Source organism: Bacillus sp. NPDC094064, assembly GCF_050279585.1.
Taxonomy (GTDB): domain Bacteria; phylum Bacillota; class Bacilli; order Bacillales; family Bacillaceae_G; genus Bacillus_A.
The window spans coordinates 286658-307920 of sequence record NZ_JBNNUI010000005.1 but is presented as its reverse complement, the minus strand read 5'-3'; the positions used below and the strand labels follow the sequence as shown (position 1 = coordinate 307920).

At 33.1% G+C, this 21263-nt stretch carries 19 protein-coding genes; all 19 read left to right on the top strand.

Annotated elements, in window-relative coordinates:
* Positions 1 to 257: 257 nt before the first annotated feature.
* On the top strand, positions 258 to 935 hold the full coding sequence (locus ACQKNI_RS14265) for a CpsD/CapB family tyrosine-protein kinase (protein WP_427282459.1): 678 nt from the start codon (positions 258 to 260) through the stop codon (positions 933 to 935).
* Between the two features lie 266 nt (positions 936 to 1201).
* Positions 1202 to 1945: a YveK family protein gene (locus tag ACQKNI_RS14260; RefSeq protein WP_427282458.1), complete on the top strand. Its 744-nt coding sequence runs from the start codon at positions 1202 to 1204 to the stop codon at positions 1943 to 1945.
* Positions 1935 to 2639, top strand: a complete 705-nt coding sequence (locus ACQKNI_RS14255) for a CpsD/CapB family tyrosine-protein kinase (protein WP_427282457.1) — start codon at positions 1935 to 1937, stop codon at positions 2637 to 2639. The genes ACQKNI_RS14260 and ACQKNI_RS14255 overlap by 11 nt, the downstream gene beginning before the upstream one ends.
* A 108-nt stretch (positions 2640 to 2747) precedes the next feature.
* Positions 2748 to 3515 carry a tyrosine-protein phosphatase gene (locus tag ACQKNI_RS14250; protein ID WP_427282456.1) on the top strand — a complete coding sequence of 256 codons (768 nt, stop codon included), beginning with the start codon at positions 2748 to 2750 and terminating at the stop codon, positions 3513 to 3515.
* Positions 3516 to 3755: 240 nt separating this feature from the next.
* Positions 3756 to 4637 (top strand): UTP--glucose-1-phosphate uridylyltransferase BpsC, encoded by an 882-nt coding sequence (bpsC, locus tag ACQKNI_RS14245; RefSeq protein WP_427282455.1) that lies wholly within the window; start codon positions 3756 to 3758, stop codon positions 4635 to 4637.
* 60 nt (positions 4638 to 4697) lie between these two features.
* Complete coding sequence (locus ACQKNI_RS14240; protein ID WP_427282454.1) at positions 4698 to 6509, top strand: polysaccharide biosynthesis protein; 1812 nt, start codon at positions 4698 to 4700, stop codon at positions 6507 to 6509.
* A gap of 23 nt (positions 6510 to 6532) precedes the next feature.
* Complete coding sequence (locus ACQKNI_RS14235; RefSeq protein WP_427282453.1) at positions 6533 to 7648, top strand: DegT/DnrJ/EryC1/StrS family aminotransferase; 1116 nt, start codon at positions 6533 to 6535, stop codon at positions 7646 to 7648.
* On the top strand, positions 7648 to 8307 hold the full coding sequence (locus ACQKNI_RS14230) for a sugar transferase (RefSeq protein WP_427282452.1): 660 nt from the start codon (positions 7648 to 7650) through the stop codon (positions 8305 to 8307). The genes ACQKNI_RS14235 and ACQKNI_RS14230 overlap by 1 nt, the downstream gene beginning before the upstream one ends.
* Positions 8304 to 8954 (top strand): acetyltransferase, encoded by a 651-nt coding sequence (locus ACQKNI_RS14225; protein WP_427282451.1) that lies wholly within the window; start codon positions 8304 to 8306, stop codon positions 8952 to 8954. The genes ACQKNI_RS14230 and ACQKNI_RS14225 overlap by 4 nt, the downstream gene beginning before the upstream one ends.
* A 93-nt stretch (positions 8955 to 9047) precedes the next feature.
* Positions 9048 to 10259, top strand: coding sequence for a glycosyltransferase family 4 protein (locus ACQKNI_RS14220; RefSeq protein ID WP_427282450.1), 1212 nt, complete (start codon positions 9048 to 9050; stop codon positions 10257 to 10259).
* A complete protein-coding gene (locus ACQKNI_RS14215; protein WP_427282449.1) occupies positions 10256 to 11338 on the top strand; it encodes a glycosyltransferase in 1083 nt (360 codons plus the stop codon). The genes ACQKNI_RS14220 and ACQKNI_RS14215 overlap by 4 nt, the downstream gene beginning before the upstream one ends.
* A gap of 197 nt (positions 11339 to 11535) precedes the next feature.
* A complete protein-coding gene (locus tag ACQKNI_RS14210; protein WP_427282448.1) occupies positions 11536 to 12693 on the top strand; it encodes a hypothetical protein in 1158 nt (385 codons plus the stop codon).
* Between the two features lie 241 nt (positions 12694 to 12934).
* Positions 12935 to 13786 carry an ATP-grasp fold amidoligase family protein gene (locus ACQKNI_RS14205; RefSeq protein ID WP_427282447.1) on the top strand — a complete coding sequence of 284 codons (852 nt, stop codon included), beginning with the start codon at positions 12935 to 12937 and terminating at the stop codon, positions 13784 to 13786.
* Between the two features lie 418 nt (positions 13787 to 14204).
* Positions 14205 to 14783, top strand: a complete 579-nt coding sequence (locus tag ACQKNI_RS14200; RefSeq protein ID WP_427282446.1) for an acyltransferase — start codon at positions 14205 to 14207, stop codon at positions 14781 to 14783.
* A 47-nt stretch (positions 14784 to 14830) separates the two neighbouring features.
* Positions 14831 to 16336 (top strand): oligosaccharide flippase family protein, encoded by a 1506-nt coding sequence (locus tag ACQKNI_RS14195; RefSeq protein WP_427282445.1) that lies wholly within the window; start codon positions 14831 to 14833, stop codon positions 16334 to 16336.
* Between the two features lie 549 nt (positions 16337 to 16885).
* On the top strand, positions 16886 to 18259 hold the full coding sequence (locus tag ACQKNI_RS14190; RefSeq protein WP_427282444.1) for a UDP-glucose dehydrogenase family protein: 1374 nt from the start codon (positions 16886 to 16888) through the stop codon (positions 18257 to 18259).
* The gene (locus ACQKNI_RS14185; protein WP_427282476.1) at positions 18237 to 19262 is read left to right on the top strand and encodes a GDP-mannose 4,6-dehydratase; all 1026 of its coding nucleotides are present in this window, start codon (positions 18237 to 18239) and stop codon (positions 19260 to 19262) included. The genes ACQKNI_RS14190 and ACQKNI_RS14185 overlap by 23 nt, the downstream gene beginning before the upstream one ends.
* A gap of 129 nt (positions 19263 to 19391) precedes the next feature.
* Positions 19392 to 20300, top strand: coding sequence for a LytR family transcriptional regulator (locus tag ACQKNI_RS14180; RefSeq protein WP_427282443.1), 909 nt, complete (start codon positions 19392 to 19394; stop codon positions 20298 to 20300).
* A gap of 93 nt (positions 20301 to 20393) precedes the next feature.
* Positions 20394 to 21212: an SGNH/GDSL hydrolase family protein gene (locus tag ACQKNI_RS14175; RefSeq protein WP_427282442.1), complete on the top strand. Its 819-nt coding sequence runs from the start codon at positions 20394 to 20396 to the stop codon at positions 21210 to 21212.
* Positions 21213 to 21263: the final 51 nt, after the last annotated feature.

The window sequence follows — 21263 nt, the reverse complement described above, 5'->3', positions numbered from 1 at the left end:
CTTTATCATTTATCTCGTTTTTGAGATAAATGATAAAGGTATAAAAGAAATGAAGCTATTGTCATATTGTTACGGTCTTTATATAGGACAAAATAGAATGGTATTAAATATGGTTATACATGGCAGATAATGGACGGATTTAACAGTAGAAATAAGTGGGAAACGAGCGTAATATATCCATTGTGAATGAAATAGGCGTGTATATCGAGCATAAAGAAATAGGGAGAGTGTCGCATTTTAACAGAGGAGATTAGAACATGTTCGGGAGAGAAAAAAGAAAACCAATACGACAATTAATTACACATCAGGAGCCTAAATCACGTATTACGGAACAATACCGTAACATTCGTACAAATATTGAATTTACATCTGTAGACAATAATATTCGTTCTATCATGGTAACGTCAGCAAATCCTGGTGACGGAAAAACAATGACAGTTTCAAACTTAGCAGTTGTTTTCGGTCAACAAGGAAAGAAAGTTTTAGTAATTGGAGCTGATTTACGTAAGCCTTCCATACAAGACTTATTTGCAGTCCATAATTCAAATGGACTAACAAATGTATTATCAGGACAAGCAAATATAATGCAATGTATTCAAAAGACAGATATAGAGAATGTATACGTAATGGCATCAGGGCCAATACCACCAAACCCAGCAGAACTGTTAGGAAATCGAGTAATGGACGAGGTATTACTTGAAGCATATAACATGTTTGATATTGTTTTAATAGACACACCGCCAGTTCTTGCGGTTACCGATGCACAAATACTTGCGAATAAGTGTGATGGAATCATACTTGTCGTACGCAGCGAAAAAACAGAAAAAGATAAAATCGTAAAAACGAAACAACTATTAGACAAAGCATCAGGAAAAATACTTGGAGTCGTATTAAACGATAAAAAAGAAGACCAAGAGCAATACGGCTATTACTAAAATAGTAAAAGCGACCAATAAGAAATGCTTATTGGTTGTTTTTATTTAGAATTTTTATAAAATTTAGCATTGCGTTATACAAGAAATGTGATATAATATAAAATTTTGGAAATTTGATGGAATGTGTTGTCAGATTTAAGATTATTTTGTAAGATTATATATGTTTTTAAATACTAATCGTACGTAGATATTACTAAAATAAAAAAATGTAAGATTATATGTTATAATTTTTCTCATGCGCAAATTTTAGAAAGTTGGAGGAACCTATGGAAGAAACAATTAGTTTAAAAGAGTTATTTCATATCTTAAAAAAACGTTTAGCAATGATCCTCGTAATCGCCTTTGGTGCAGCTATAGTAAGTGCTATCATTAGCTTCTTCTTTATAACACCAATCTATCAATCTTCAACGCAAATTCTTGTTAACCAGAAGAAACAAGATGGAACAATGATTCAAGCTGGTGAAGTTCAAACGAATATTCAATTAACGAATACATATAAGGTTATTATTAAAAGTCCAGTAATCTTAGATCAAGTAAATGAAAAATTAAATTTAAGCATGACAGCACAAGCTTTAGCAGGAAAGATTAATGTTGCAAATGAAAAAGATTCACAGGTCATTTCTGTAACAGTTGAAGATAAAGACCCAAAAGTAGCTCGTGATATTGCCAATGCAACTGCAGATGTATTTAAAGATGAAGTTGCGAAAATTATGAACGTTGATAACGTAACGGTACTATCTAAAGCTGAAGTTGGAGAAAATCAATCTCCAATTAAACCACGTCCAATGTTAAATGTAGCAATTGCTTTCGTTGTTGGTTTAATGGCTGCAGTTGGTCTTGTGTTCTTACTAGAATACTTAGATAACACAGTGAAAAAGGAAGAAGATGTAGAAAACTTACTTGGCTTACCAGTGTTAGGTATCGTCGCTCGTATGGATGAAGAAAAAACGAACGTGAAATCGCATGCTCCATCATCAAGAAAAGTGAGGGGACAAACAATTGGCTCTTAATAGTTTATTTAAAAAGAAAAAGAATCATCGTCAACGTCGTCAATTAATTGCTCATCAACAACCGAAATCACCTATTTCAGAACAATTTCGTAACATTCGAACGAATGTTGAATTTGCATCTGTTGATACAAATTTACATTCGATAATGGTAACGTCTGCAAACCTGAGTGAAGGGAAAACAACGATAACATCGAATATGGCAGTTGTTTTTGCACAACAAGGGAAGAAAGTACTACTAATTGATGCGGATATGCGCAAACCGGCGATGCATCAAGTATTCCAAGTAGATAACATTTTCGGATTAACGAATGTATTAACACATAGTGAACGTTTAGAAAAGTGTGTACAAAAAACATCAGTTGATAATCTACACTTTTTAGCATGTGGGCCGATCCCGCCAAACCCGGCAGAATTGTTAGGTTCGAAATCAATGCAAGAACTACTTGCACAAGCGTATAGTATGTACGATTTAGTCATTTTTGATTTACCACCAATTTTAGCTGTTACAGATGCGCAAATTATGGCAAATGTATGTGACGCCTCTATTCTTGTTGTACGTAGTGAAGCAACGGAAAAAGAAGCGGCAGTAAAAGCAAAAGGTTTATTACAATCGGCAAAAGGTAAATTGTTAGGTGTCGTTTTAAATGATCGTGAACGTGAACATGGCTTATATTATTACTACGGTGCGAACTAATTGAAAAGTGAGATATGACATGATCATATCTCCTTTTTTCCCTTGAATATGAGATAAATTTCATATTCAAGGGAAAAAAGATAATTACGGGAGAGGAGGATGAAATAAGTGATTGATTTACATTGTCACATTTTACCTAGTATCGATGACGGTGCACAAACGGTAACAGATAGTTTAGCGATGGCACAAAAGGCTGTTCAAGAAGGGATCCATACAATTGTCGCAACACCGCACCATCAAAATGGAAAATATGTAAATGAGCGTACTTCGATTATTCATCAAGTGAAGCAATTAAATGATGAACTACAACAACAGGATATTCCGCTAGAAATTTTGCCAGGACAAGAGGTTAGGTTATATGGTGACTTATTAGAAGACTATGAAGCTGGTAAAATTGTTACTTTAAATGAAACGAATAAATATATATTCATTGAATTCCCGTCAAATCATGTACCTCGTTATGCAGAGCAACTACTATATGAACTACGTGTAAAAGGACTGATTCCAATTATCGTTCATCCGGAGCGTAACGCTGAGTTAATGGAGCGACCAGATAAGTTATATAACCTTGTAAACAAGGGGACGTTAACTCAAGTAACAGCAGGTAGTTTGCTGGGTAAATTCGGTAAAAAAATTAAAAAGTTTTCCTTGCAACTTGTGGAACATAATTTAACACATATGATCGCTTCAGATGCACATAACACAACGTCAAGAGGATTCCATTTAGCGGAAAGCTACGAGTTAATCGGAAAAGAATTCGGAATGAGTGTGATGAGTGATTTAAAAGAAAATCCTTATTTATTAATTAGCGGGAAAGTGATTTATAAAGAAGATCCAGAACACATTCGTCGTAAAAAAATGTTTGGAATTTTTTGAATAAGGAACAGGTGATGTCTCCTAACCGTTATCAATGGAGGCACTCGGTCGTGCTGTGGGTAGAAATTTTTATTTCGAACCTACCTTAGACACTTGTTGTCGGGAGTATGACGTGAGGTTGGGTTAGATGCCCATCATTTATTTATGATAGAAACTCTACCTATGGAGTTATAAAGATGACTCTATAGGTAGGGTTTTTGTTATTGTTACATACAAATAATTAAATGCGGAGGGCTATAATTGGAAAAAATAAGAAAAGCAATTATCCCAGCGGCTGGCCTTGGGACGAGATTTTTACCAGCGACGAAAGCGATGCCGAAGGAAATGTTACCGATCGTTGATAAACCGACGATTCAATACATAGTAGAAGAAGCGATAGAATCAGGAATTGAAGATATTATTATTGTGACTGGAAGAGGAAAGCGTGCGATTGAAGATCATTTTGATCACTCTTTTGAGTTAGAACAAAATCTACTTGAAAAAGGAAAATTGGAAGTACTTGAAAAAGTACAAGCTTCTTCAAAAATTAATATTCATTACATAAGACAAAAAGAACCAAAAGGTTTAGGGCATGCGGTATGGTGCGCACGTAAATTTATTGGAAATGAACCATTTGCGGTATTACTTGGTGATGATATTGTGCAAGCAGAAACACCGTGTTTACGTCAATTGATGGATCAATACGAAGGAACACAATCATCGGTTATTGGTGTACAAACAGTACCTGAAAATGAAACACATCGTTACGGCATTATTGATCCAGTTGAACAAAATGAACGTCGTTATCAAGTGCGTCAATTTTTAGAAAAGCCAGCTCAAGGTACAGCGCCATCTAATTTAGCTATTATGGGACGTTACGTATTAACACCAGAAATTTTTACGTTTCTTGAGAACCAACAAACAGGTGCGGGTGGAGAGATTCAATTAACAGATGCGATTCAACGATTAAATGAAATCCAACAAGTATTTGCTTATGACTTTGAAGGAACTCGTTACGATGTTGGAGAGAAGTTCGGATTTATTAAGACGACGATTGAAATGGCACTCCAAAATGAAGAATTGAAAGTAGACTTGATGAAATATATGAAAGAACTTGTAAAAAAGGAAGAGGTGTATTCATAAGAGAATGCTCTTTTTGAATTTTAATAATATACCAATTATATAAAGAAGGGAACAGATATATTGAGTTATCGAAAACGGCTCTCATTATTAGTTTTATTAGATTCATTTATCGTACTAACTGCCGTGTACTTAAGCTATTGGTTCATACACCCAAATACATTAAGTAAAATTCCTACGACAGTAATTATTAGTTCTATTACATTATTGTGTAGCCATCATATTTTTGCTGCTATTTATAAGCTGTATAACAAGGCGTGGGAATATGCAAGCATTGGGGAATTAAAACAAATATTTAAGGCAATTACGTTATCCATTTTAGTAACGGCAATTGTTCAACAAATTATAAGTCATGATATTTATGTTCGCATTTTAGCAATCGCATGGATGTTACATTTATTATTAATTGGTGGTTCGCGCTTTGTATGGCGTATGTTCCGTGATACGTATATTGCGAAAGCTACTGATAAAAAACGAACATTGATTATTGGCGCTGGTTCAGCAGGAACAATGGTAGTACGTCAATTACAACATAATAAAGAAGCAGATTTATATCCAATTGCGTTTGTTGATGATGATAGAAATAAACAAAAATTAGAAATTTATAATGTACCGGTTATTGGGACAACAAATCACATTCAAGAAATTGTAGAAGACAATGATATAGAACATATTATTATCGCAATCCCTTCATTAAATAGAGGTCAAATAAACGAGATTTTTGAGATGTGTAGAAAAACGAAAGCGAAAACGCAAATTGTACCGATGCTTGAAGATCTTCTAGATGGTAAAGTTTCTGTTAATGAATTCCGGGATGTACAAGTTGAAGATTTATTAGGAAGAGAACCAATTCAATTAGATGATGCGGGAATTGGAGGAAAAATTACAGGCAAAACAATTTTAGTAACAGGTGCTGGTGGATCAATTGGATCAGAAATTTGTCGACAAGTAATGAAGTATAAGCCAGCAAAAATTGTTCTTTTAGGACATGGTGAGAACAGTATTTATAATATCGAAATGGAAATGAGAGTTACTTATAAAGAATCTGTCGAAATTACGACAGAAATTGCTGATGTTCAAGATCGCCATAAAATATTTGAAATAATGAAAAAGCACAAACCGTATATCGTATATCATGCAGCAGCACATAAACACGTACCTTTAATGGAACGCAACCCCGAAGAGGCCGTGAAAAATAATATTTTTGGTACGAAGAATGTAGCCGAAGCTGCTGATACATTTAAAACAAATACGTTTGTAATGGTTTCTACAGATAAAGCAGTAAACCCTACGAATGTAATGGGAGCTACAAAGCGATTTGCAGAGATGCTTGTCCAACATATGGCATCTGTTAGTACTGGAACGCGCTTTGTGGCGGTTAGATTTGGTAATGTTCTTGGGAGTAGGGGGAGTGTAATTCCTTTGTTTAAGAAACAAATTCAAAAGGGTGGACCTGTAACAGTTACTCACCCCGACATGATTCGTTACTTTATGACAATACCAGAAGCTTCGAGATTAGTTATTCAAGCTGGAACCCTAGCTAGAGGTGGGGAATTGTTTGTACTAGATATGGGAGATCCAGTAAAAATTGTAGATTTGGCTAAAAATTTAATTACTCTTTCAGGTTTTGATATTGAAGAAATTGGAATTGAATTTACTGGATTAAGACCAGGTGAAAAAATGTATGAAGAGCTATTAAATGAAGGTGAGATTCATCCAGAGCAAATATTCCCTAAAATTCATATAGGAAAAGCTGTTTTAATGGACCAAAAGATCTTAAGACAATTTATGAATGATTTTGAGGGAATGGATAAAGAGGAAATAAGAGAACGATTATTAGGCATTGCAAATAATAAAGTTAATTTAAAAAATTAATTTCAGGGAAGGAAGTTTTTTAAATGGGAGACAGAATATTTCTTTCATCACCACATATGAGTGATGAAGGTTATGAAATGCATTATGTTAAGGAAGCTTTCGATACAAATTGGATTGCACCACTTGGAGAAAATGTGAATGGATTTGAAAGGGAGCTAGCAGAAAAAGTTGGTTCTAAAGCGGCGGCGGCATTATCTTCTGGAACAGCTGCCATTCATATGGCCTTAAAGGCAGCAGAAGTAGGGGAAGGAGATGTTGTTTTTTGTCAAACACTTACATTCTCAGCTACTGCAAATCCTATCATTTATCAAAATGCTACTCCTGTTTTCATAGATAGTAATTATGAAACTTGGAATATGTGTCCAAAAGCACTAGAGGAAGCTTTTCAAAAGTATCCAAATGTAAAGGCAGTTATAGTGGTTCATTTATATGGTCTCTCCGCAGATATGGATAAGATTGTTGAACTTTGTAAAAAATATAATGTTGCTTTAATTGAAGATGCAGCGGAATCTTTAGGAACGTACTATAAAGAGAAGCATACTGGAAGTTTTGGTAATTATGGTATTTTCTCTTTTAATGGAAATAAGATCATCACAACTTCTGGTGGTGGTATGCTAGTTTCTAATGATGAAGAAAGAGTTTCAAAGGTAAGGTTCTGGGCTACTCAAAGTAGAGATCAGGCAAGACATTATCAACATAGTGAATTAGGGTTTAACTATCGCATGAGTAATGTAGTTGCCGGAATTGGTAGAGGACAACTTAAAGTATTAGACCAAAGAGTTCAGAAGAAAAGATACATATTCGATTTTTATAAGAGAGAATTAGGAAATCTTGAAGGTATTGAATTTATGCCTAGTAACGAATGGGATGAACCGAATTATTGGTTAAGTTCTATAACATTGAACGGTAAGGTTCGTCCAATAGATGTGATGGAAGCACTTGAAAAGGAAAATATTGAATCTAGACCGGTTTGGAAACCTATGCATCTACAACCGTTCTTTGAGAAATATGATTTTGTTGGTACAGACGTATCAGAGACATTATTTGAGAATGGTATTTGCTTGCCAAGTGATACAAAAATAACGGATAAAGATTTGACTAGAGTAGTAGAGATTATTAAAGGGTTGTGGTTGAAATAATGAAGAATTCTAAAGGAAGTATTTATGGGGGATTTATAAAGAGATCAATGGATTTCATTCTTTCTTTGATTGCTATTCTTGTTCTTAGTCCGGTCTATTTAATAGTTGCTTTGCTTGTGAAAATAAATCTTGGGAGTCCGGTGATTTTTAAGCAGGAAAGACCCGGTCTTAATGAAGAGATTTTTATGATGTATAAATTTAGGACGATGACAGATCAAAGGGATGAAAATGGGGAGTTACTGCCTAATGAGATGAGATACACTAGATTTGGAAAGTTTTTGAGAAGTACAAGCTTAGATGAATTACCAGAGCTATTTAATATTATTAAGGGAGATATGTCAATTATAGGACCCCGACCTCTATTGGTTGAATATTTACCTCTCTATAACTCTCATCAAAAACGTAGACATGAAGTGAGACCAGGTTTGTCCGGCCTAGCTCAGGCAAAAGGAAGGAACTCTTTGTCTTGGGAAGATAAATTTGACCTCGATGTCGAATATGTAGAAAATGTTAGTTTTAGCGGTGACATTAAAATTATATTGTTAACTATTAGGAAAGTTTTTGTACGCGAAGGAATTAATTTTAATAGTAATATTAAAGATATAAAATTTAAAGGTTCAAAAAAATATGGCATAAATAAAAATGAGGTTGGAAAATGAATGATGTAGTAGTTATTGGAAGCGGTGGTTTTAGTAAACAAGTAATTGAAATTATTGAACAGTTAAATTTAATAAATCCAGAGTATAAACTATTAGGGATTATAGACGATAATAAAAGCTTAGTTGGTACCGAAGTTCTAGGATATGAAGTAATTGGAGATACGAATTATATTAAACAACTTTCACAGCAACAACAAATACAGGGCGTTATAGCAATTGCTGATGGAGAAATAAGAGAGCGTATTTCAAGAAAGTTAAATGATGTCCAATGGATAAATTTAATCCATCCAAGTGCAGTAGTTAGTAATTATACAAAACTTGGAGAGGGAAATATCATATGTGCAGGTGTTGTTATTAATCCTGAATGCACGATGGGTAATCATTCGCATATTAATATAGGATCAACTTTAGGTCATGATGTGTTGATGTTAGATTATGTAACAGTTATGCCTGGAAGTAAGATATCAGGAAATGTTAATTTAAAGTCAAAATCCATGGTTGGAACAGGTGCTACGATAATACAAGGCTTAACCATTGAGGCAAATGTAGTATTAGGTGCGGGGACTGTAGTGACGAAAAATACTAAACCGAATTCTGTATATGTTGGGGTTCCTGCAAAGGAGAAGAAAATCTTAGTACATGCCTAAATTCTAGGGCTTAGTTATCTAATGAAATAATGGTATAGGTATTAATGGAAAATTAGTTTTTTTTCGATGCATATATATAGATTGGGTGAAAAAATGAAGGACATTTTAATAATAGCTCACTTTACACAAGTACCAGGTGAGGTGGGCAATGGGAGATTTAATTATATAGCAGAAAAGATAGATAAACAAAAAGCCAATGTTGAAATTGTAACAACAAGTTTCTCACATAGAACTAAAAAGCAACGAAATGTAACAAATGAACAGAAACAAAGTATAAGCTATAAGATAACGATGTTAAAAGAACCGGGGTACACTAAAAATGTTTCGTTTAAACGTTTTTATAGTCATTATGTAATGGGGCGGAATTTACGAAAATACTTAAGTAATAGGAAAAAACCGGATGTTATTTATTGTGCAGTTCCTTCATTAGATGTAGCAAAGACAACTGCGAAATACGCAAAAAAACATAACATTCGGTTTATTATTGATGTTCAAGATTTGTGGCCGGAGGCATTTAAAATGGTATTTAATGTCCCAGTAATTAAGGATATTATCTTCTACCCAATGAAAAAAAAAGCTGATTATATTTACTCAACTGCAGATGAAATTGTAGCAGTTTCTCAAACTTATGCTGATAGAGCACTAAAAGCCAATAATAAGGGTATAGATGCTCTCGGGATTTATCTAGGTACCGAATTGGCATATTTTGATAATTTGGCTGAGCAGAATAAGTTAACAGATAAACCTAATAATGAAATGTGGCTTGTCTATATAGGAACATTGGGACATAGTTATGATATTTGTAGTGTAATAGATGCCTTGAAGATAGTAAAAGATAAAGGGATAAACAATATCAAGTTTGTCGTCATGGGAGATGGACCATATAAGTCTAAATTTGAGACCTATGCTAAACAGCTTGGGATAAATGCATTGTTTACTGGTAGATTAGGGTATGATAAGATGGTTGGAATTTTAAAGTCTTGTGATATAGCGGTGAACCCAATAAAGCAGGGATCTGCTGGTAGTATTATAAACAAAGTAGGTGACTATGCTGCTGCAGGTTTACCTGTATTAAATACTCAGGAATCTAATGAATATAAAGAACTTGTAGAGGATTACAGGGCAGGGTTTAATTGTATAAATGGTTGTGCATTAGATTTATCTGAAAAACTTATTGATTTAATTAACGACGAGAAATTAAAGGAAGATATGGGAAGAAATAATCGTAAACTAGCAGAAAATTTATTTAACAGGGAAAAAACATATAATAAAATAAGCAATTTAATGGGAGAGGAACTAAGTTGAATATTGTATACATTTCCTGCCTTTCTGGAAACAAGGCAGCAGGGTTTACGTACAGTGTGCCCGCTCAAATAGAAAGTCAAAGTCGAATTGATAAAGTCTTTTGGTATAATTTGAACTCTACATATAAAAGAAATGATACTAAAAATATAAAATATAGTAATATTAAGGATTTTCCTTCAAAAAAAATATCGGAACTTCCTGCACCTTATAACTCTCCGGATTTAGTTGTATTCCAAGGAGTTTATTTTATAGATTACTATCTAATTTCAAAAGAACTTGTTAAACGTAATATACCATATATTATAATTCCAAGAGGCTCATTAACAAGAGGGGCTCAAAAAATTAAAGCTCTTAAAAAGAAGATTTCAAACAAATTGATTTTCAACAAATTTATAAAGAATGCACTTGCCATCCAGTATTTGAATCAGGCAGAATATCGAGACTCTGGTGATTGGTGGAATGAAAATCATTTAATAGTTCCTAATGGCACTTATGTCAAAACAATAGGGAAAACTTTTAGAGAACGTTCTCCCTTAAAAGGAGTTTTTATAGGGAGATTGCATGTTTATCATAAAGGAATAGATTTACTTATAGAAGCTTGTGCAAAACTAAAGAATGAGATAGATGGAATTATTCAAATTGACATTTATGGAAAAGATCAAAACGGTTCAAAACATGAGATAACTAATTTAATTGTTAAACATGGTCTAGATAATATTATAAAAGTGAAAGATGGAATTTATGATAGTGAAAAAGAAACTGTACTTTTGGATAGTGACTTTTTTGTTTTAACATCAAGATTTGAGGGACACCCAATGGGTTTAATTGAGGCATTATCATATGGATTACCATCTCTTGTAACTACCGGCACAAATATGGCTAAAGAAATTGAAAGCAATAATGCAGGATGGATTGCTGAAAATGAAATCGAGAGTATAGTTATAGCTATAAAAGGACTTATCCGTGAAAAAAGCAAAATGGAAGAAAAAGGGGAAAATGCAATGGAACTATCCCGAAGTTACGATTGGGATGCTTTAGCCCAAAAAAGTCATAGTGTATATAATAAATTAATCAATTAAAAAAGATAACTAAAGTGAATAACATAATTAAGTTTAATTATTTGATAGAATATTAATACTAATTTATAACAGAAATATAGTAAACATAATTAGCGTTAGTTGTATGTTATTTGCTTTATTAATACAAGGCTTAGTGATGCAAAAATTTTAACGTTGTAGCATCCGTTGATAGAAATCTGAAAATGGGGAGAGTTAAATTGTACCTTACCGAAAGAATTATTTCTCTTTTTACCTATGTACTAATACTTTGGATAATGTGTTTTTTAATATCTAAGCTAGGAAACAAATATATAGGTAAAATATTATTTTTTTATACATTGATATTATCTACAATGTCTTTCTTTTTTGTTCCATCTCCGGGGGGAGATTTATATAGATTAATACCAATAATGCACATTTGGGGAAGTTTAAACTTCAGTGAGCTATGGAATGAGATGTTAAACTCCACTACTCCAATTAACTTGTTGTATATGTATTTAATCGGTAAAACTAAAATAGATGGTTTATTACCTGCCATCACAGCTTTTCTCTTTTATAATAACGTTTTTTATATATTAAAGAAGAGTGTTATTAGGTATAAAGTGTCTGCAATTGATGCAGCACTTGTACTGTTTTTTTTCATGTCTTTAGGGGTATTAATAGAAGTTATTTCAGGGATAAGGACAATGCTTGGTTTTTCATTTGTCGCTGTTTTTGTTTATAAGGAGATGGTTGAAGGTAAGTCTATCCTTAAGAATATAGTATGGTATGTGTTGGTATCATTGATACATCCTGCAGTATTAGCATTGGTAATGATTCGATTTAGTTACCTTGTAATTGAAAAAAGTAAAAATAATTATCAGAAGTTCTCAAAGATTTTATTTGTACTAATTGTATTACCAGTTTTATATATCTTTGGTCAGGAATACCTTTTGGCTAGTGTTGAAAAAACTAAAGACTATGTATCTTCTGGGGGTTATTGGTATTTTTGGGAATATTTAATCGGTGGAATAAGTTTACTATTTATAATTTATTTAATTTCTTTAACATCTAAGTTTATTAAAATAGAAGGCGATTTACGCAGTATACAAAAACTATTAGTTTTTTGTAAATATATGGCTGTACTACTAATTGTATTCTTGATTGAATATAATACCTTTCACAGATTTGTAATATTTCTGTCTATTATAGCAATTCCGCTACTTGCATATGTACTAGAATCGAGTCGATATAACAAAATAATAAAAATTAATTTTAGACAGTTTGTTTTTATCCTCTCTTGTATAATTCTTTTTATAGCTTGTACTCGTGGAAATCTAACTAGTTTTAAGTTCTTTTACTTATTTGGCCATACCCTTGATTTAGTAGTTTGGTAGGTTGAAATCTCGGTTTGTTTATCTTTGTTTCAGCGAGGATAAATGCACATACCATCATCTCTTTTGGTGAAAGCTGTCGTTCAAGATAATGATAAAACGGATAGACTGTTTTTTTATTAGATTTCTCTATCTGCTATTTTCATAGGGTGGATGAATGGGTAATAAGTTTTTTGTTTTAAAATAATAGACATAAGAATCAAGTATATAAATAATCCAATACTATTATAAAAAGGAGAAAAATATGAAATCTTTATTAATCAGGTTATTTCGAATTATACCAGATTCGTTATATTTGAAAATTATATTTTATAAAAACATAAGGAAAAATTTAGATTTAAAAAACCCAAGAACATTTAATGAAAAGCTGCAATGGTTAAAAATCAACGATCGTAATTCTGAATATACAAGATTAGTTGATAAATATGAAGTTAGAAATTATATTAAAGAGAAAATTGGTGAGAGGTATTTAGTTCCACTAATAGGGGTCTGGAAAGATGCTTCTGAAATAGATTTTGAAAAGCTGCCCAAGCAGTTCGTATTAAAATGCAATCATGATTCCAAAAGTGTAGTCATTTGTAAAGATAAAAGTAAAATCGATGTACAAGGAATAGTTAAGAAACTTAATAGTCATTTAAAGCAAAATGCTTATTATTATGGCAGAGAATGGCCATATAAAAATGTTAAACCTCTTATTATTGCCGAAGAATATTTGGAAGATCAAAGTAATCAATCTTTGATTGATTATAAGGTTTTGTGTTTTAACGGCAAAGCAAGATTGATTCAAGTTCACAGTAACAGAGGTTCCGAAGATTACACACAGGATTTCTATGATTTAGAATGGGGTAATATGGGTATTTCGCAAGGTATCAAACTCACTGAAACTCCTATGGAAAAACCAAATTTTCTTGATGAAATGACCCACTTATCAGAGATTTTAGCAACAAATATAACCCACGTAAGGGTCGATTGGTATTTTGTGAATGGACAACTTTACTTCGGGGAAATGACTTTTTATGACGGTTCAGGGTTTGTACCTTTCTTAAACGAGAAAGATGATATTTTATTGGGGGATATGATTGATTTAAAAAAGTGAAATGAAAAGAATTATTAACTGATATTGATACCTCGTATGGTAATGAAAATATTATATTTTTAATCAATAAAGTATCATTAAAATAATTCAATTTAAAATATTAGTCTGAATTATTCTTTGCTAGAATTCTTTATAAAAAGTATTTTTATAATGATTTGGTAGTAGTAACTGATCCAAATCCAGAATAAAGGAATCTCGTATGGATAAAATTACACGAAAAACATCATTTAGAGTACTATATAAAGAAGCTGCATATGCTTTTTTTATGAAATTACTTCTTAATGCACAGTTCTACGGAACTGTGCATTAAGCGATTAAGCTTTCTCGGAAGAATTATCGAATACAAAGAATTTTGTTTCTATCAGCTGCTCTTAATTAGGTAGGCATTTTATTTAAAATAGAAAAGTGGTGAGACGCTATGAGTTTTAAAAAGGTAACTAGATTAAAATTACCATCCTTTAATAAGTTATGGAAGGCATTTGCTTCCATTTTTATTTTTACAGCTAGGAAAATAAAATATAGTCATCGTTTACTAGGTTCTACATATCAATTGAAATTAAATCCAGATACTGTTATAGATTTAAACAATGGAGGAAAATGTATATTAGGGAAAAACCTTACAACTGAGTCTAATGTACAGCTGGCGTCAGTTCATGGTGGAGAACTTTCAATTGGTGATAATATATATTTTAATAGTAACTGCATTATTGTTTGTAGAAAATCTGTGAAAATTGGGAAGGGAACTATTTTTGGACCCAATGTCTGCATCTTCGATCACGATCATAAGTTTGGAGGTCAAGGGAAAATGTCAGGTTACAAATGTAGTGATATAGAAATAGGAGAGAATTGCTGGATAGGGGCAGGATCCATTATACTACGTGGCTCTATAATAGGTGATAATTGTGTTATTGGTGCTGGATGTATAATTAAAGGGAAAATACCACCTAATTCATTGGTCACGGGGGGGAGAGATATAAAGGTTAAACCATTACAATAGTAGTAAATCTATCGAAAATATTAATTCATTTGAGAGGATAGAAACGTTTGCGTAGTAAGAAGATATTACTTAATTCATCAGTAGGTTTGATGCGTGAAGCTGTTAATATGATTTGCGGCTTTTTACTTCCATGGCTCATTATTTCAAATTTCGGTTCAAATTATAATGGATTAACTGCTTCAATATTGCAGTTTCTAAACACTATTGTTTTACTAAGAGCGGGAATAGCGGGGGTTACTAGGGCAGCGCTTTATAAACCATTAGCGGAAAATGATATCACAAAAATCAGTGAAATTGTATATGCAACAACACTTTTTATGAAAAAGGTTGCTTTAGTTTTTGCAGTTTGTTTAATATGCTTTGCTTTCGTATATCCATTTATTATAGATGGAGAATTTGGATGGTTATTTACTTTTAGCCTTGTTTTAATTATGGGAGCAAGTACCGTTATTCAGAATTATTTAGGTATCACATATCAGATGCTTTTATTAGCTGATCAACGAAATTACATTTATTCTATAATACAGATAATTACAATAATATTAAGTACTGTTGTGACGGTAATTATAATCAACTTGGGTGGTTCTATTCATATTGTTCAATTGAGTATTACTGCCGTTTTTGCCTTGAATCCGATATTATTAACAATATATGTCCATAAACATTATCATATTATAAAAAATGTGACCCCTGATCTATCTGTTATTTCTCAAAGATGGAATGCTTTTACACAGGAAATCGCTGCATTTGTCAACAACAATACTGATTTGGTTATTTTAACTGTTTTTTCAACAGTGTGGCAAATTTCGGTTTATACGGTGTATTATTTAGTTGTAAATGGTATAAGAACATTAATACTTACCCTTTCCGGAGGGTTTGGAGCAGCGTTAGGTAATATGATTGCGAATAAAGAAGATAAGGCACTTATGGAAAATTTGCGAATATATGAGTTCTTCTTATTTACTACTGCTACGATTGCCTTTACATGTACAGCTCTGCTCATTGCTCCATTTGCTATGGTCTATACAATGGGGGTCAATGATGTTAATTATTATAGACCTTTATTTGGTTATATGATATCGGCAAGTATGTTCTTTTATTGCATTAGGATTCCTTATGAGGATTTAGTTGAAGCTGTTGGGCATTTTAAGGAAACTAGAAACGGTGCTATATTTGAAGCGTTAATGAATATAATCCTTTCCATAATCTTCGTGCAAAAATTTGGGATTATTGGTGTAGCAATTGGCACCTTATGTGCTATGGTATTTCGAACATTCCAATATGCAGTATATTCCTCAAAACATATATTAAGTCGTAGTATAAGAGTAGTTATCAAAAGACTACTTTCTTGTATTGCTGAGGTTGCTACAATAGTTTTCTTAGTAAGCCTTATCCCTAGTTTTGAAATAAGTAATTATTTTATGTGGGGATTGCGTGCTATTGAAGTTTTTATAATTGCTACAGTTGTAGTCTTTCTCTATAAATTTATATTCTTTAAAAGTGATTTATTATTGTTCATACACAAAATAACTATAGCTGTTCGTAGAATATGACAAGGGGTTTTTGGAGAAATTAGCTCGGTAAGAATTGAAAAAAGTATTTTTTATTAAGCATGTATATTTATTGAAATGTATTTCTAGCATGTAAGAGGTAAATCAACTGGAACATTACCAATTGGTTTACCTCTTATTATAAAAGCTTACTTTATAGAGATGTTTCTCTTATAAAATTGGAAAATGGTCATCGTGACTTACTTTTTGCAGACTCAATATTGTGGTTGGGTGCCTGCATGTTATATCTCAAGGTTTGTCAATTTACGAGTTTTTGGTAAGCATGGGATGTTCCATGCTTCATTTTGAATACCTCGTATATGAATTTGGTACGGGAACTAAAGTTAATTATTTCTTAAAAAGTGCTGCATCTTTTCAGTTAGGGTACTGATTATTTTTCGAATCTAGCTAAATGGTATTATTTGGAATTCTAGCGAACCAATTTTGGGTGCTATAGTACTGTGAAATTGATAAACTGATTGTTAAATAAAGGCTTTATTCTTCTTATTATTAAAAAGGTAAATGAGCATGAAAATAAAGGGCGGTGTAATAATGTACAAAATAGCAGTAGCAGGAACAGGGTATGTCGGTTTAGTAGCAGGCGTATGCTTTGCTGAAGTCGGACATCAAGTAACTTGTGTTGATATTGATGAGAAAAAAGTTGAATTAATGAGATCTGGCATTTCACCAATTTATGAAGCTGATTTAGAGAATTTAATGCAGAAAAATTATGCCGATGGAAGAATTAATTATACAACGGATTACAAGTCAGCATACAAAGATGCAGATGCTATCTTTATTGGAGTTGGAACTCCAGAACAAGCTGATGGTTCTGCAAACCTTTCGTATATTGCAACTGTTGCAAAGCAAATTGCTGAAAGTGTAGAAAAAGATTGTCTTGTTGTTGTAAAATCAACGGTTCCAATTGGAACAAATGACAAAGTTGAGCAGTTTATTCAAGACTTTTTAGTTAATGATGTGAAAGTTGAAGTAGCATCAAATCCAGAATTCTTAGCTCAAGGTTCTGCTGTTCATGACACGTTATATGCAGAAAGAATTGTTATCGGTACAGAAAGCAGGTGGGCTGAAGAAGTATTAATGAATCTTTATAAACCATTCCATTTGCCAATCGTTTCTGTTAATAGAAGATCAGCTGAAATGATTAAGTATGCTTCTAATGATTTTTTAGCGCTTAAAATTTCATATATGAATGATATTGCGAATCTTTGTGAGTTAGTTGGCGCGGACATTCAAGATGTTGCAAAAGGTATGAGCTTTGATGAGCGTATTGGAAGCAAGTTTTTAAATGCAGGTATTGGGTTTGGTGGATCATGCTTCCCTAAAGATACTAAAGCATTAGAGTATTTAGCAAGACAAAATGGTTATGAATTAAGAACAGTAAAAGCCGCCATAGATGTAAATAAAGATCAAAAGACTTTATTATATCAAAAGGCAAGTCAACGATTAATTACTTTTAGCGGTCTTAAAGTAGCAGTGTTAGGGCTAACATTTAAACCAGGCACAGATGATTTAAGAGAAGCTGCATCTCTTGAAAATATTCCGCTGCTATTAGAGCAGGGCGCGGATATTTATGCATTTGATCCAGTCGGTGCAAATAATTTTGCAAAATTGTATCCAGAGGGAAGAAATAAGAATGGAAATATCACATATGTTGCAAATATTGAGCAGGCATTAGAAGGTGCAAATGTTTGCTTTATTTTCACCGAGTGGGGAGAAGTGAAGACGTTAACTCCAGAGATGTATAAGAAATTAATGAGAACACCGCTAATTTATGATGGAAGAAATATTTATGATGTTCAAGTAATGCAAGAAGTGGGTATAGAATATCATTCCATTGGTAGAAAATCAACAAGTAGAGAACGTATGAAGGAGGGGAATAATGTTGAATTACAATCCGTTAGATAATAATAAAATATATTTGGTTACTGGAGTGGCCGGTTTTGTAGGATACTTTTTATCTAAAAAATTACTGGAACAAGGTTGCCAAGTAATAGGTGTCGATAATATAAATGACTATTATGATGTGAATCTTAAATATGCTCGTTTAGAGCAACTTAAGCCGTATGAGAAATTTACTTTTATTAAAGGAGATATTTCTGATAAGGATACGATTACTAAGCTTTTTGAAGAGTACAAGCCAAATATTGTTGTGAATTTAGCCGCACAAGCTGGTGTGAGATATTCAATTGAAAATCCAGATGTATATATTCAAAGTAATATTATTGGTTTCTATAATATTTTAGAAGCGTGTAGACACTATCCAGTAGACCACCTTGTATATGCATCATCAAGTTCTGTTTATGGGGCTAATAAAAAGGTACCATTTGAAGAAACAGATTTTGTAGATAATCCAGTATCACTTTATGCATCTACTAAGAAATCAAATGAACTAATGGCTCATACGTATAGTCATTTGTATAAAATTCCGGCTACTGGGCTGCGCTTCTTTACAGTTTATGGTCCAATGGGACGTCCAGATATGGCTTACTTTGGTTTTACTGATAAGTATTTCGCGGGTGATTCAATCAAAATATTTAATAATGGTGATTTTGAAAATGACCTATATCGCGATTTTACTTATATAGATGATATTGTTGAAGGGATCCAACGTCTTTTAAGTAATCCACCTGAAGGTGATGTTGAACATAAAGTATTCAATATTGGAAACAATAATCCTGAAAAACTAATGGTGTTTATCGAAACATTAGAGAAAACACTGGGGAAAGCTTTAGGAAGAGAAGTTGCATTTGAAAAGGTATTTGAGCCTATCAAACCAGGAGATGTACCAGCTACTTATGCATCAACGGATTTATTACAGAAAGCTGTAGATTTTAAACCTAAAACTTCTATAGAAAAAGGTTTACAGGAATTTGCTAATTGGTATGTAGATTATTATAAAGTAAAATAATTGAAAACTTGGGTTACTGGGTAGAGAATATACTAGTTATAGGATTCCGTTCTTAGTATAATAGACTAAATTAGTGCTTGTATTATCTGGACATTTATTCAGAATAAATGAAAGAAGAGGTCTATAGTAATGAAAAAGAAAATCCTATTATGGATACTAGGGATTATAGGGGTAATCATTATAGGTGGTGGAGCATATGCCTATAATGTATATTCAAAAGTCTCAAAAACATTAGATGAAGTTCATAAACCGCTACAGCGTGACCAAGATAATAAACAAGAAGAAAAAATTAGTAAATCCGAACCTGTATCTATCCTATTATTAGGAGCCGATGAACGTGGCGAAGACAAAGGTCGTTCAGATTCTTTAATGGTCATCACATTAAATCCTAAAACTAACTCAATGAAGACTGTAAGTATCCCTCGTGATACGTATACAGAAATCGTTGGAAAAGGGAAAAGTGATAAAATCAATCATGCTTATGCATTCGGTGGCGTAGATATGTCTGTAGCGACAGTAGAAAAGTTCTTAAATATTCCTATCAATTACTATGTTGAAGTGAACATGGAAGGATTTAAGGATATTGTTGATGCAGTCGGTGGTGTTGATGTGAATAATGACTTAGAATTTTCACTTGGGGAGCATCACTTCCAAAAGGGGAATATTCACTTAACAGGTGACCAAGCTCTAGCATATACTCGTATGCGTAAAGAAGATCCACGAGGCGATTTCGGACGCCAAATGCGTCAACGTCAAGTCATGCAAGCTGTTATTAAGAAAGGCGCAAGCTTCTCTTCTTTATCAAGCTATGGTGATGTGTTAACAGCAATTCAAAAGAACGTGAAAACAAATTTAACACAAGATCAAATGTTTGATATGCAAATGAATTATAAAAATTGTCTACAGAACAGTGAGGATATCCAAATCCCAGGTGACGGTCACAAAGCCGCCGACGGTATTTGGTACTACTATGTTCCGGATGCAGCAAAACAAGATTTAACGAATAAGTTAAGAGCACATCTTGAAGTAACTAAGTAATAATAACCCAACTCCTTTGGAAGGAGTTGGGTTATTATTACTTAAATTTATATTAGTATTATATATTGTGAGATTAATAGATGAGGTGAATCGATGAATCAGAAAGCAGTACTTGTCCTTGTGACCTTTGTATTGTTTGTCGCTTCGATTGTGAGTGGTAAATTATACTGGAATAATAAGGTTGCGAATGCGACAGGACAAACGAGTGAAGTAACGAAAACAAAGGCTGAAGTGAAAGATAGCGGAGCGAAGAAAGAAGAGAAAAAGCAAGATGCGAAGTCATCTTTTAATGAAGCATATGCGAAGAATTTACCGGATGAAGTGAAAGAGAAGTTGAAGAAAGCTGCTGCGGATAAAAAGGCAGTGAATCTTGTTATTGTTGGTGATGAAGCTTCTTCATCTGAAAAAGATGGTTGGGCAGCTAAGTTTACGGCTAATTTAGAAACTGCTTACGGTAAAGGTTTATGGAATGTGACAGTTAAGGAATATAAGGGTGAGAGCACAGAAGAATTAATCACAAATAAACGTGATAAAGAGATTGCGAAAGAAAATCCAGATGTGATTTTATTTGAGCCACCATTTATTACGGACAATGGTAAGAGTGGGAATGGCAACTCTGTAGTAAATACGCAGAAGTTTGTTCAAGCACTTTCTACTAGTGCAAAAGGCGCTACGATTATGATTCAACCATCGAACCCAGTGTATGGTGCGAAGAATTATCCGAAAGCGATTGAAGCGTTAAAGCAATTTGCGACGCAAAATGGTTATACATATGTGGATCATTGGGGAGCTTGGCCTGATGCAACAACAAAGGCTATTTTACCTTACTTACAAGAAGAGTTTGGTTTCCCAAGTGCTAAAGGTCATGAAGTTTGGGCACAATATGTAACGGATTATTTTGTGGCTAAGTAATGACAGGTACACAAAAGGTATACGAGCAATCGTATACCTTTTATAATAAGA

Bases quoted from the DNA above. Each gene is read 5' to 3' on its own strand.
- ACQKNI_RS14265 (WP_427282459.1), top strand. From the start codon at position 258: ATGTTCGGGAGAGAAAAAAGAAAACCAATACGACAATTAATTACACAT.
- ACQKNI_RS14260 (WP_427282458.1), top strand. From the start codon at position 1,202: ATGGAAGAAACAATTAGTTTAAAAGAGTTATTTCATATCTTAAAAAAA.
- ACQKNI_RS14235 (WP_427282453.1), top strand. From the start codon at position 6,533: ATGGGAGACAGAATATTTCTTTCATCACCACATATGAGTGATGAAGGT.
- ACQKNI_RS14230 (WP_427282452.1), top strand. From the start codon at position 7,648: ATGAAGAATTCTAAAGGAAGTATTTATGGGGGATTTATAAAGAGATCA.
- ACQKNI_RS14225 (WP_427282451.1), top strand. From the start codon at position 8,304: ATGAATGATGTAGTAGTTATTGGAAGCGGTGGTTTTAGTAAACAAGTA.
- ACQKNI_RS14220 (WP_427282450.1), top strand. From the start codon at position 9,048: ATGAAGGACATTTTAATAATAGCTCACTTTACACAAGTACCAGGTGAG.
- ACQKNI_RS14205 (WP_427282447.1), top strand. From the start codon at position 12,935: ATGAAATCTTTATTAATCAGGTTATTTCGAATTATACCAGATTCGTTA.
- ACQKNI_RS14200 (WP_427282446.1), top strand. From the start codon at position 14,205: ATGAGTTTTAAAAAGGTAACTAGATTAAAATTACCATCCTTTAATAAG.
- ACQKNI_RS14190 (WP_427282444.1), top strand. From the start codon at position 16,886: ATGTACAAAATAGCAGTAGCAGGAACAGGGTATGTCGGTTTAGTAGCA.
- ACQKNI_RS14180 (WP_427282443.1), top strand. From the start codon at position 19,392: ATGAAAAAGAAAATCCTATTATGGATACTAGGGATTATAGGGGTAATC.
- ACQKNI_RS14175 (WP_427282442.1), top strand. From the start codon at position 20,394: ATGAATCAGAAAGCAGTACTTGTCCTTGTGACCTTTGTATTGTTTGTC.